At 57.6% G+C, this 12,302-nt stretch carries 14 protein-coding genes and 1 pseudogene; 11 read left to right on the top strand and 4 right to left on the bottom strand.

Going from position 1 to position 12,302, the window contains the following annotated elements; all coding sequences use genetic code 11:
- The first annotated feature begins 121 nt into the window (after positions 1-121).
- The 7 genes from AB4N33_RS27440 to AB4N33_RS27410 all read left to right on the top strand — a co-directional run bounded on the left by AB4N33_RS27440 (position 122) and on the right by AB4N33_RS27410 (position 4,933).
- Positions 122-691: an Rnf-Nqr domain containing protein gene (locus AB4N33_RS27440; RefSeq protein WP_476458636.1), complete on the top strand. Its 570-nt coding sequence runs from the start codon at positions 122-124 to the stop codon at positions 689-691.
- Complete coding sequence (rsxB, locus tag AB4N33_RS27435) at positions 688-1,902, top strand: electron transport complex subunit RsxB (RefSeq protein ID WP_476458635.1); 1,215 nt, start codon at positions 688-690, stop codon at positions 1,900-1,902. The genes AB4N33_RS27440 and rsxB overlap by 4 nt, the downstream gene beginning before the upstream one ends.
- Positions 1,889-2,872, top strand: coding sequence for an RnfABCDGE type electron transport complex subunit D (locus tag AB4N33_RS27430; protein WP_476458634.1), 984 nt, complete (start codon positions 1,889-1,891; stop codon positions 2,870-2,872). Before rsxB ends, AB4N33_RS27430 begins: the two co-directional genes overlap by 14 nt.
- Positions 2,869-3,480 (top strand): RnfABCDGE type electron transport complex subunit G, encoded by a 612-nt coding sequence (locus tag AB4N33_RS27425; protein ID WP_476458633.1) that lies wholly within the window; start codon positions 2,869-2,871, stop codon positions 3,478-3,480. The genes AB4N33_RS27430 and AB4N33_RS27425 overlap by 4 nt, the downstream gene beginning before the upstream one ends.
- Complete coding sequence (locus AB4N33_RS27420) at positions 3,473-3,982, top strand: Rnf-Nqr domain containing protein (protein WP_476458632.1); 510 nt, start codon at positions 3,473-3,475, stop codon at positions 3,980-3,982. Before AB4N33_RS27425 ends, AB4N33_RS27420 begins: the two co-directional genes overlap by 8 nt.
- A gap of 25 nt (positions 3,983-4,007) precedes the next feature.
- A complete protein-coding gene (gene nth, locus AB4N33_RS27415) occupies positions 4,008-4,646 on the top strand; it encodes an endonuclease III (RefSeq protein ID WP_476458631.1) in 639 nt (212 codons plus the stop codon).
- Positions 4,647-4,753: 107 nt separating this feature from the next.
- Positions 4,754-4,933: a PA3496 family putative envelope integrity protein gene (locus AB4N33_RS27410; RefSeq protein ID WP_460121347.1), complete on the top strand. Its 180-nt coding sequence runs from the start codon at positions 4,754-4,756 to the stop codon at positions 4,931-4,933.
- A gap of 77 nt (positions 4,934-5,010) precedes the next feature.
- On the opposite strand, the gene AB4N33_RS27405 is transcribed toward AB4N33_RS27410, so the two are convergent.
- Positions 5,011-5,637 (bottom strand): response regulator transcription factor, encoded by a 627-nt coding sequence (locus AB4N33_RS27405; RefSeq protein WP_150709826.1) that lies wholly within the window; start codon positions 5,635-5,637, stop codon positions 5,011-5,013.
- Positions 5,638-6,115: 478 nt separating this feature from the next.
- Between AB4N33_RS27405 and AB4N33_RS27400 the strand changes: the two are divergent.
- A pseudogene (locus tag AB4N33_RS27400) lies at positions 6,116-6,739 on the top strand (hypothetical protein).
- A gap of 128 nt (positions 6,740-6,867) precedes the next feature.
- Here AB4N33_RS27400 and AB4N33_RS27395 read toward each other — a convergent pair.
- Together AB4N33_RS27395 and AB4N33_RS27390 are read right to left on the bottom strand one after the other, a co-directional pair.
- Positions 6,868-8,085, bottom strand: a complete 1,218-nt coding sequence (locus AB4N33_RS27395) for an argininosuccinate synthase (RefSeq protein WP_460121342.1) — start codon at positions 8,083-8,085, stop codon at positions 6,868-6,870.
- Positions 8,086-8,213: 128 nt separating this feature from the next.
- Complete coding sequence (locus tag AB4N33_RS27390) at positions 8,214-9,122, bottom strand: flagellar protein MotY (RefSeq protein ID WP_476458630.1); 909 nt, start codon at positions 9,120-9,122, stop codon at positions 8,214-8,216.
- Positions 9,123-9,276: 154 nt separating this feature from the next.
- On the opposite strand from AB4N33_RS27390, the gene pyrC reads away from it, so the two are divergent.
- A complete protein-coding gene (pyrC, locus tag AB4N33_RS27385; RefSeq protein ID WP_460121338.1) occupies positions 9,277-10,323 on the top strand; it encodes a dihydroorotase in 1,047 nt (348 codons plus the stop codon).
- Positions 10,320-10,994, top strand: a complete 675-nt coding sequence (gene rnt, locus AB4N33_RS27380; protein WP_460121336.1) for a ribonuclease T — start codon at positions 10,320-10,322, stop codon at positions 10,992-10,994. The genes pyrC and rnt overlap by 4 nt, the downstream gene beginning before the upstream one ends.
- A gap of 67 nt (positions 10,995-11,061) precedes the next feature.
- On the opposite strand, the gene AB4N33_RS27375 is transcribed toward rnt, so the two are convergent.
- Complete coding sequence (locus AB4N33_RS27375) at positions 11,062-11,664, bottom strand: peroxiredoxin (protein ID WP_460121334.1); 603 nt, start codon at positions 11,662-11,664, stop codon at positions 11,062-11,064.
- A 313-nt stretch (positions 11,665-11,977) separates the two neighbouring features.
- Here AB4N33_RS27375 and AB4N33_RS27370 point away from each other — a divergent pair, with 313 nt between their 5' ends.
- Complete coding sequence (locus AB4N33_RS27370; protein ID WP_460121333.1) at positions 11,978-12,196, top strand: bacterioferritin-associated ferredoxin; 219 nt, start codon at positions 11,978-11,980, stop codon at positions 12,194-12,196.
- Positions 12,197-12,302: the final 106 nt, after the last annotated feature.

Here is a 12,302-nt window from a genome sequence, read left to right as displayed (position 1 = left end):
GGACCGATCCCACAGTCGTGCCGGGCGCGCCTGTGGGATTTTCATATCTGGTGTCCCTTGCCGGATAATGCCTAAGCTCAATAAGAGCCAGCGTTGAAAGCCCTATTTTTCCGGCACGACCATGACCGAGCTTGTTCTTGTTCTCATCAGCACCGCCCTGATCAACAACTTCGTGTTGCATTGGCCGTTGGGCGTCGATCCGCTGTTGGCGACCGCGCGTCATCAGGTTCACGCGCTGGGTATCGCGACAACGTGCCTGATGCTGATCGTCGGCGTGCTCGGTCATGTGCTCTATTACTGGCTGCTGGTGCCACTGGGATTGAGTTCGCTGCGACTGTTCGTGTTTCTCCCTCTGAGCGTGTTGTTGATCGCCCCCCTGCTTAAGCGGCTGGCGAAAGTGTTTTCAACCCTGGCGTTCGAGGGCTTGTGGCCACTGTTGCTCGGCAATGCCGGCGTGTTGGGAATGCTCCTGGCCGATACCGCACACGACCACGGTCTTTTATACGCCACGGCATTGAGCATCGGCGCCGGGCTCGGTTTCTGGCTGGTACTGAGCCTTTTCTGCGACTTGCGCCAGCGCACCCTCGATAATGATGTTCCCCTGCCCTTTCGAGGCCTGCCGATCGACCTGATCGGCGCCGGATTGATCGCAGTGGCCTTTCTCGGATTCACCGGACTGATCAAAACATGAGTCTGATTCAACGCATCGACGCCCTGCTGCCGCAGACCCAGTGCGGCAAGTGTGGCCACGCAGGATGCAAACCCTACGCCGAGGGCATTGCCGCAGGCGAGCCGATCAACCAGTGCCCGCCCGGTGGCAACGAAACCATCTCGGCACTGGCACACCTGCTGAACGTCCCGGTGCTGGAACTGGATATGAGTCGCGGCGCCGCTCCGGCGCAGATCGCCTATATCCGCGAAGCCGAATGCATCGGCTGCACCAAATGCATCCAGGCGTGCCCGGTCGACGCTATCGTCGGCGCGGCAAAATGGATGCACACGGTCATCGTCGACGAATGCACCGGTTGCGACCTGTGCGTGGCGCCCTGCCCGGTGGATTGCATTGAAATGCGCCCCCTGCCGGCGACCACGACACCGATCATCGGTGGTCTGGCTTCCAGCCTGCTGGCCCAACAGGCACGTGCCGTTAAACGCAATCACGCGCGCCAGCGCTTCGAACGGCGCAACGCCCGGTTGCACCGCGAGGAAGAGCAAAAGCTGGCCGAGCGTCAGGCCCGGGCCAATCGTGCTGCCCTGCAACAGAGCGACGCGCCGGCGCTCGATCCGATTCAGGCCGCGCTGGAAAGGGTTCGCGCGCAGAAAGCGGCGAGCGCCGATGCGGCGTTGAAGAAAGCCAAAGTCGACCTGGCCATGAGCCGTGCGCAGCTCAACAAATCGCTCAAGGCGTTCGGCCATCCACCGACATTCGAGCAGCAGTCGCAACTGATCATCCTGCAACAGCAATTCGAGGCGGCTGAGCACATCTTGCTGCAGTTGGAAGACACCCTGCCAACCGCGCCAGCATCCGTATCCACACCCAAGGACGCCGATCTTAAACGGGCGAAAATCCAACTGGCCACTCGCCGCGCCGAACTGAAGAAAGCGCAAGCCAGTGAGGCACCGTCCGAACAGATCAAAGCCCTCGAGCGCGCGCTTGCCGATGCCGAAAAAAACCTGCATGCGACGGAAGACGCCAGCGAGCAACCCTTGCCTGACCTGGTGCGCGTCGAAAAGCGCCCCATCGACAGCCAGCTTCGGCAACTGAAAACCGAATTGGCCTACGCCCGCGCGGACGTCAGCAAACTTGAGCGACGCAGCGACACTTCCACCGAGCAGCTGGACAAGGCACGAGCTCGCCTGCAGGAAGCCGAACGCCAGGTACAAGCCCATGCAGCCCCTTGAGCCGGTCGACGATCGCCTTCAGCAGGCAATGAAGCTGGTATTGGTGGCCACCGTGCCGGGAATACTGGCGTCGTTCTGGTGGTATGGCTGGGGTGTCTTGATCAATCTGGTACTGGCAGGCTCGACTGCACTGGCCGTTGAAGCGGCGATAGTGAAACTGCGCGACTGGGAACTACGGCCTGTCTTGAGCGATGGCAGTGCCCTCGTCACCGCGACGCTGCTGGGCCTGGCCTTGCCGCCGTATTGTCCGTGGTGGCTGAACGTCTGCGCCGTTTCATTCGCGCTGCTCGGCAAGCAATTGTATGGCGGCGTCGGCAAAAACCCTTTCAATCCGGCCATGCTCGGTTTGGCTCTGGTGCTGGTGACATTTCCACTGCAAATGAGCCATTGGCCGGCGTTCCATGGCATCAACCTGCTCGATGGCTTACAGCGAGTCTTTGGCGTCAGCCTTGGCCCAACGCCGGATGCCTGGGTTCAGGCCACGGCGCTGGACGCTCTGCGCATCAACAAAAGCCTGACCATCGACGAGCTTTACGCCAGCAGCCCGGCATTCGGTCACTGGGGTGCACGCGGCGTGGGGTGGATCAACCTGGCGTTTCTGGCCGGTGGCCTGTTTCTTCTACAACGACGGGTGTTCAGTTGGCAGGCACCGGTCGGCATGCTGGCTAGTCTGTTTGTGATCAGCCTGTTGTGCTGGAACGGTTCGGGCTCCGACTCCCATGGCTCGCCACTGTTTCACCTGCTCAGCGGTGCAAGCATGCTGGGCGCATTCTTTATCGTCACGGAGCCGGTGTCCGGCGCTAAAAGTCCGGGCGCCCGCCTGTTGTTCGGCGCCGGTGTGGGGTTACTGACGTATCTGATCAGAACCTGGGGTGGATACCCGGACGGCGTGGCATTCGCGGTGCTGTTGATGAACCTCTGCGTGCCCGCGCTGGAACGGTTTGCTGTGTCACGGCGGGTTGCGCCATGAATCGAGTGTCGAGCGTGGTGATTGTCACACTGCTGGCAGGCCTGGGTGTTGGTGCGACCTACCTCGTCCAACAGGGCAGCGCATCACGCATTGCCGAGCAACAACGCGAGAACGACAGCCGCCACTTCCTGGACCTGCTGCCCGCCAACAGCTACGACAATCACCCGCTTGAACACACTCTGCCCCTGGCCGTTGCCACCCTTGGCGACAGCACATTGCAGGGTGGTTTCCTGGCGACCAGGAGTGGCCAACCCAGCGCAGTGTTGCTGCGCAGCCAGGCAGTCGGCTACGTGGGCAGTATCGATTTGTTGATCGCCATCGACGTAAACGGCAAGTTGCTCGGGGTCAAGACACTGAGGCAATCAGAGACCCCAGGACTGGGCGCCCGGATTGCCGATTGGCCCAATGCGTGGCTCAAGATCTTTGTCGGCAAATCGATGAACGACCCCGACGATAAGGGTTGGGCGCTGAAAAAGGACCAAGGCCAGTTCGATCAGGTCGCAGGCGCGACCATCACTTCCAGAGCTGTGCTCAACGCCATCCACGATGCCTTGCGTTACTTCGATGAACACCGGCAACAGCTGCTCGGGGAGAACCTGCATGAGTAAATCGTCGGCACTCCAGAACTCGCTGGTGCTCGCGCCGTTGATCGGGGCGACCCAGTCATGGATGACCGCGCTGGGCGTATGGCTGATGGTTATCGTGGTGGCGAGTGCTTATGGTTTCGCCATGGCGCTCTTGCGACCGCGGCTCATACCGAGGGCCCACTTGATCGCCAGCCTGGTGCTGGCCGTCCCCCTGACCAGTTGTGCAGAAACGATGGCGCAGGCCTGGTCACTTCAGTGGCATCAACACGCCGGCATCTACGCCGGGTTGATCGCCCTGCAATGCGTCGTTCTGGACCATACAGGTTTCTTCCAACAAGCATGGCGTGATCGCCTGTTCCTGGGCGGCCTGTTCGGTGCGTTGATGCTGGGCCTGAGCGTGTTGCGCGAGATGCTCGACTACAGCGGCCTGCACCTGGCAGCGCTAGTGCCCGGTGGCTTCATTCTGCTGGGATTGCTGATCGCTGCCTGGCAGGCGTGGTCCCGTCCCGCCCCCAAACACTAAGCATTTTCGAGGAAACTCACTGCCCATGAATGCTGCAAAACGTCTGGAAATTTTCCGCAGGCTGCATGAAGACAACCCCGAACCCAAGACCGAACTGGCCTACTCCACGCCGTTCGAATTGCTGATCTCGGTCATTCTCTCGGCGCAATCGACGGATGTCGGTGTGAACAAGGCAACGGCCAAGCTGTATCCGGTGGCCAATACCCCGGCGGCCATTCATGCGCTGGGGGTGGAGGGACTGTCGGAATACATCAAGACTATCGGCCTGTTCAACAGCAAGGCAAAAAATGTCATCGAGACCTGCCGACTGCTGATGGAACGCCATGGCGGCGAAGTCCCGCAGACTCGCGAAGAACTGGAAGCACTGCCCGGCGTCGGCCGAAAGACCGCCAACGTTGTACTCAATACGGCGTTCCGCCAACTGACCATGGCCGTGGATACACACATTTTTCGCGTCAGCAACCGTACCGGCATTGCGCCCGGCAAGAATGTCGTCGAGGTGGAAAACAAGCTGATGAAGTTTGTGCCAAAAGAATATCTGCTCGATTCCCATCACTGGCTGATCCTTCACGGGCGTTACGTCTGCCTGGCCCGCAAACCCCGCTGTGGCAGCTGCCGCATCGAGGACCTGTGCGAATACAAGCACAAGACGTCGGACGATTGAGTTGCTATTAGGTTTGCTTATTGATCGATTGAAAAAATCTTTTTTACCCGGAATGAGTTTGTCGATATAAGGAGCGCCAAAGGCAGTCTTAGCCTGGAGCTAACCTAATGAGCACTGGTAAAGAGCAATTGGACGTAGAAGAGGACTTCACAGCCGTTGAAGCCGATGACGCAGAGCCGGTGGTGGAAGTGGCGAAGACCAACCTGAGCAAACGCCGCACGATCGACAACTTGCTGGAGGAGCGCCGACTGCAAAAGCAATTGGCAGATTATGATTTTGATCTATAACACCTGAAAGCCTCCCTGAACGGAGGCTTTTCTTTGTGTGTGACACAGTGGAGTCGCTCGCCCCGCCACGAGCGCAATCACACCAGTCCATTGCGTTGCGCCAGCTCAATCAAGTCCACCAGGGACCGCGCGTTGAGTTTCAATAACAGGCGAGTTTTATAAGTGCTGACGGTTTTATTGCTGAGAAACATTCCGTCAGCAATTTCCTTATTGGTCTTGCCGCGAGCCAATTGTTGCAACACCATCATTTCTCGACCAGACAAACGATCGACCATATCGGCTTCACTGGCGTTCCCCAGACTGGAGCGCACAGTGTGCAACGCCTGGTTGGGAAAATAACTGTAGCCCGACAGTACCGCTTTTATTGCACTGAGCAACTCAGTAAGGTCCTGTTGTTTGCAAACATATCCGGCTGCCCCAGACTGCATGCAACGCATCGAAAAATGCCCCGGGGCCTGGGAAGTCAATATCAACACTTTCATTGGCATGGCCGCCGAAACCAGGCGCGCGATGACTTCCAGTCCATCGAGTTTCGGTATTCCTATATCCAGAATAACAATGTCCGGCATATGTTCACGCGCCAGTTGCAATGCATCCACGCCATTGTCTGTTTCGGCAACGACTTCATAGCCATGACGCTCCATTAGCATACGTACCGCAAGCCGAATGACGGGGTGATCATCCACGATCAGCACTTTATTCATGGGCAGGTCCAATTTTCGCTGTTCGAATTTTTAGAGCCCGCACAATAGCCTAGTCGTTTCGCCCATGGCATGCCGCCCCCCCAGCCACGGGCAGCGAGAGACATTCCCTACAAACAACACGGATTTTTCTTACAGGAAATCTGCAAAAACTGAGTGATGCAAACTTTACTTGCCTTACGCCGATCCACCTTAAGAAAAATATGTATCAATCTAATAAAAAACATAATTCCGTCACAATCCCCTTCGTGCTGCAACACCCGCTGACGGTGAGCTAAGCTGGATGATCACCGGGCGAGCGAAAATTGAAGTGAACCGCATCGCTTTTCATCCACACGAATGCTTACCAAATGATTTTCAATAACACGGACGAATTAAAATAGGGTTATAGGACAATCTAAACTTCACCGCTAATATGAAGACCGGCAAAACATAATTAACCAACCCAACGAGCAAAGATAAACTTCCATGAGTACAATACATGATGAATCTAAAACAAAAAATCACCAACCCCATGACAGTAATCGCCATATTCGCAACACTGTCTGAAACATCGGCAGCCTCTCTCTCCCTTTCCTCGACCATAAGGAACGAGAAGTCTATATCTGGTTTCTGATCAGCTTTCCGTTTTACTTGTTAATGCTGTTTTTCGCCACCTTGAACTTCAACTATCGATCGTTATATGCGCCGTCCGATTACGAGAAGGGAGAACACTTCATCGATGCCCTGGACACGACCGAACGTCCGGATACAGCAAAGGGGGCCGCCAGACCTTACGCTGACAAAATCTTCAACGTCGCATCACATCGAGTTGCCTGCCCGGGTGAAGGGTTTGCACATCGTCGATGCTCGGTGCATAAACGGGAGGACACAGTGGCGCGAGCTTCTGGGCAGGATCGCCAAATCAGATTCGGCACACATCGTCGTGTTCCTCATCACGGCCGAATCGCAGAGCCTGTTTAAAGAAAGCGCTGTCGATTTTTTCAGGCAGGTGAAGAAACGCAGCAGCTCGCCATTTTGCGTCGTTTACAACTTGAGTTCCCACACCGTAACGCTCATTGATCAAACTGGCACATCGGGCGCACAACGGCCAGTCGCTTTCTAGCGACAGGGAGGAGGAAGAAGGAGGGAGTTGTTCTTAAAAACGATACGTCGCAATGTCCGAAAGAAAAATCCTATTCTCAAATTTGTGGCCTTGTCGAACACAAGGCCACAAATTCCAGGTCACGCGCCTCAGAACAACTTGCGACCCTTATTGGCTGCGATCCGCATGCGCAAGGCGTTGAGCTTGATGAAGCCCGCCGCGTCAGCCTGGTTGTAGGCGCCGCCATCTTCCTCGAAGGTCGCGATATTGGCGTCGAACAACGAGTCGTCGGACTTGCGGCCAGTGACGATCACATTGCCCTTGTAGAGCTTCAGGCGCACGACGCCGTTCACGTTGACCTGGGACGCGTCGATCATCTGTTGCAGCATCAGACGCTCAGGGCTCCACCAGTAGCCGGTGTAGATCAGGCTGGCGTATTTAGGCATCAGCTCATCCTTGAGGTGAGCCACTTCGCGGTCCAGGGTGATCGATTCGATCGCACGGTGGGCGCGCAGCATGATGGTGCCGCCAGGGGTTTCGTAGCAGCCACGGGACTTCATGCCCACGTAACGGTTTTCGACGATGTCGAGACGACCGATGCCGTGTTCACCACCGATACGGTTCAGGGTCGCCAGCACGGTGGCCGGGGTCATTTCGACGCCGTCCAATGCCACGATGTCGCCATTGCGGTAGGTCAGTTCCAGGTATTGCGCCTTGTCGGGGGCCTTCTCTGGCGACACGGTCCAACGCCACATGTCTTCTTCGTGCTCGGTCCAGGTGTCTTCCAGCACGCCGCCTTCATAGGAGATGTGCAGCAGGTTGGCATCCATCGAGTACGGGGATTTTTTCTTGCCGTGGCGCTCGATCGGGATCGCGTGCTTTTCCGCGTAATCCATCAGCTTTTCACGGGACAGCAGGTCCCATTCACGCCAAGGTGCAATCACTTTCACACCGGGCTTCAGGGCGTAGGCGCCGAGCTCGAAACGAACCTGGTCGTTACCCTTGCCGGTGGCGCCGTGGGAAATGGCGTCAGCGCCGGTTTCGTTGGCGATTTCGATCAGGCGTTTGGCGATCAACGGACGAGCGATGGAAGTACCCAGCAGGTACTCGCCTTCGTAAACAGTGTTGGCGCGGAACATCGGGAACACGAAATCTCGCACGAACTCTTCGCGCAGATCGTCGATGTAGATTTCTTTTACGCCCATGGCCTGCGCCTTGGCGCGAGCAGGTTCGACCTCTTCACCCTGACCCAGGTCAGCGGTAAAGGTCACCACTTCACAGTTATAAGTATCCTGCAGCCACTTGAGGATCACCGAAGTGTCCAGGCCGCCGGAATACGCCAGAACGACCTTGTTTACGTCCGCCATGCCATCACTCCACGGGGTTTACGGAAAGCCGTCAAGTCTACCGGTCATGCAGAATAATTTACAGTGGCGCGACAGCTTATGACGACGAAGCGACAGATTATGTCGAGCGCGCGACGAACAGTCGCGGCTCAGGAAGTCTTCGCTGCGCTCGCCGATGCCGTGGTCTGGGGCGTCGGCGTCTCGACGGGGGCGACGCGAGCGAGGTGGACATTCACCCGGCGGTTCTTCGCCCGGTTGGCGGACGAGGTGTTGGGGACCAGCGGATAACGCTCGCCATGGAAACGCACGGTTATCTGCGATTCCTGCACCCCGTTGGCCTTGAAATACTCCATGACCGCCAGCGCCCGGCGACGCGACAGCTCACGATTGGCCAGGCGATTGCCGCTGTTGTCCGAGTGACCGTCGAGCTCGATGTGGTTAACCGTAGGATCGGCCTTCATGAAGTCCAGCATCACCTGCAACTGCGCCTTGGCCTGCGTATCGAGTTCCATACCCTCGCCCGGGAAGCCGATTTGCGATTGTTTGACCTGTTCGAAGTTTTTGGGCAGCAGCTTCGCCACGCAACCCTGATAATCGTTGAACGCCTTGCTGAACTTGACGGGCAGCAGGCGAACTTCCGAGACGCGGCCATCGCCGGAGAAATGCCGGACGACCGGGCTGCGTCCGTCCATCAAACCACTGATCAGACGGCCGGCCTGAACTTGGGAGCTGTTGAACAGAACGTTGCCACTGCCAATCCTGACCGAGCCGAGATTGATGTCGCCCCGCCCCGGCTGCCACGGTGCGGCCGCCGCCAACAAGGTCGCCGAACCGCCACCGACCATCGAGTTGTAGGCTTTCAGACGAAACGTCGCCTGCTCCCCAGCGCGGCGCACGAACTCACCCGAACCGAAATCGGTAATCGGTTGAGTCAGGCGACACTCGAATTTGTCCCCTTCGACCGTCCACTCGATGCTCTCCAGACGGGTCTGGAAAGTGAGCGCCATCGCGGGAAGGCTGGCAAACACACTGAGCAAGGCTAAATAACGCTGGCGCACGGGAGGCTCCATTGGCTTCTACAACAAAAGACCGATACATATTTACGGCATACCTGTTGGATATCGGTAGCTTGTCGCAAAACTTGATAGCGGGTGCCTGAGAGAGTCTTTTCCGGTAGCATTCCCCAGAGTTTGCCCCGCCTGGAATCCCCTCATGTCCGACCGCCTGACCCTGCTGCGTCCCGACGACTGGCATATACATCTTCGCGATGGTGCCGTGTTGACCAATACTGTTGCGGATGTCGCGCGCACCTTTGGTCGCGCCATCATCATGCCCAACCTGGTACCGCCGGTGCGCAACGCCGCTGAAGCCGATGGTTATCGCCAGCGCATTCTCGCTGCACGTCCGGCCGGTAGCCGTTTTGAACCGCTGATGGTGCTGTACCTCACCGACCGCACCCAGCCCGAAGAAATTCGTCAGGCCAAGGCCAGCGGTTTCGTGCATGCCGCCAAATTGTACCCGGCCGGTGCGACCACCAACTCGGACTCTGGCGTCACCAGCATCGACAAAATCTTCCCTGCGCTCGAGGCCATGGCCGAAGTCGGTATGCCTTTGCTGATTCACGGTGAAGTCACCCGTGGCGATGTCGACGTGTTCGACCGCGAGAAAATCTTCATCGACGAGCACATGCGTCGTGTGGTGGAGCGTTTCCCGACACTCAAGGTGGTGTTCGAGCACATCACGACTGGCGATGCCGTGCAGTTCGTCAACGAGGCCTCGGCCAACGTCGGCGCGACCATTACCGCTCATCACTTGTTGTACAACCGCAACCACATGCTGGTTGGCGGGATTCGGCCGCACTTTTATTGCCTGCCGATCCTCAAGCGCAATACCCACCAGGAAGCCCTGCTCGACGCCGCCACCAGCGGCAGCGAAAAGTTCTTCCTCGGCACTGACTCGGCACCGCATGCCCAGCATGCCAAGGAAGCCGCCTGCGGTTGCGCCGGTTGCTACACCGCTTATGCCGCGATCGAGTTGTATGCCGAAGCGTTCGAACAGCGCAACGCGCTGGCCAGGCTCGAAGCTTTCGCCAGCCTCAATGGCCCGCGCTTCTATGGCCTGCCCGTGAATACTGATCGCATCACCCTGGTTCGCGACGAGTGGACCGCACCAACCAGCCTGCCATTTGGCGAGCTGACCGTTATCCCGCTGCGCGCCGGTGAAAAACTGCGCTGGCGCCTGCTGGAGGAACACGCGTGAGTGAAGACCATTTCGACGACGAACAGGACGGTTCGAGCGCAGGTGGTTCACGCCATCCGATGGCTGCCAGGTTCCGTGGTTACCTGCCCGTGGTCGTCGACGTAGAAACCGGTGGTTTCAACTCGGCCACCGACGCCCTGCTGGAAATCGCGGCGACCACCATCGCCATGGATGAAAAGGGCTTCGTTTACCCTGATCACACGTACTTCTTCCGCGTCGAGCCTTTCGAAGGCGCGAACATCGAAGCAGCGGCCCTGGAGTTCACCGGGATCAAGCTCGATCACCCGTTGCGCATGGCTGTGAGTGAAGAGACAGCCCTGAACGACATCTTCCGTGGGATACGCAAGGCGCTGAAGGCCAACGGCTGCAAGCGGGCGATTCTGGTCGGCCACAACAGCAGCTTCGACCTGGGCTTCCTGAATGCCGCCGTCGCACGCCTGGACATGAAGCGCAACCCGTTTCACCCCTTCTCCAGCTTCGACACTGCTACCCTGGCTGGCTTGGCCTACGGGCAAACGGTACTGGCGAAGGCCTGTCAGGCAGCCGATATCGACTTCGATGGTCGCGAGGCCCACTCGGCTCGCTACGACACCGAGAAGACGGCCGAACTGTTCTGCGGCATCGTCAATCGCTGGAAACAGATGGGCGGGTGGGAAGATTTCGACGACTGATGAGTCGCGACCCTGCCCATAAAAAAACCGGCCATGATGGCCGGTTTTTTTGTGCCTCGAACGCGCCTTACAGGGCAGCTGCGTGCTCGGTCAGGTAAGCCGCAACGCCTTCTGGCGAAGCGTTCATGCCTTTGTCGCCTTTCTTCCAGTTCGCAGGGCAGACTTCACCGTGCTCTTCGTGGAATTGCAGAGCGTCGACCAGACGAATCAGCTCTTCCATGTTACGGCCCAGCGGCAGGTCGTTGATGATCTGCGAACGAACGACACCCTTGTCGTCGATCAGGAACGCGCCACGGAAAGCCACGCCGCCTTCGGACTCAACGTCGTAGGCCTTGGCGATTTCGTGCTTCATGTCGGCAGCCATGGTGTAACGGACTTCGCCGATACCGCCGTTGTTGACCGGGGTGTTGCGCCAGGCGTTATGGGTGAAGTGCGAGTCGATCGAAACGGCGATCACTTCAACGTTGCGCGCCTTGAAATCAGCCATGCGATTGTCCAGAGCGATCAGCTCGGACGGGCATACGAAGGTGAAGTCCAGCGGATAGAAGAACACCAGGCCGTATTTGCCTTTGATGGCCGACGACAGGGTGAAGCTGTCGACGATTTCGCCATTGCCCAGAACGGCCGGTACGGTGAAGTCAGGGGCTTGCTTGCCTACGAGTACGCTCATTGAATATCTCCTGGTGTAAAAACGTGAAGTTCCCGGGTTTGCGCCAGCCTGTCACCCTCAGGCGACAGCCCTGTGACACCCACCCCTTCATAAGGACCGGTCATCATACACTGCGTTTTTATGCTGTCCTCAACGGATTTTCACCAGAGCGCCGAATGGCCGCCCAAAAGGGCTAATGGCAGATGGCTGCAAAAAACCGTTCGTCAGTCTTGTTGCTATATCGGGCAAAGCTGTCAGAAACCACTTTGACAATCATTCTCGTTAACATTAAGATCCATCGCAATTGAGCCACAACCAGCGACGGTTTTTACTTATGTATGTCTGCCTCTGCACTGGCGTTACCGACGGTCAAATCCGCGATGCAATCTATGAAGGATGCTGCAGCTATAAGGAAGTCCGTCAGGCTACCGGCGTAGCCAGCCAATGCGGTAAGTGCGCCTGCCTCGCCAAGGAAGTGGTGCGCGATACCCTGACCCAAGTACAAACTGCCCAGGCCGCGATTCCTTTCCCGGTAGAATTTAATGCTGCGTGAATACCCCTTTTAAAGAACCGGACTTAATGTCCGGTTTTTTTATGCCTGAAAATCAACTGGTTACGCGCTAGACGCGGAACACAAACATTCTTATTCCGATTAATTT

The organism is Pseudomonas sp. S1_E05 (assembly GCF_056337105.1).
This window is presented reverse-complemented; position numbering and strand designations above follow the sequence as displayed.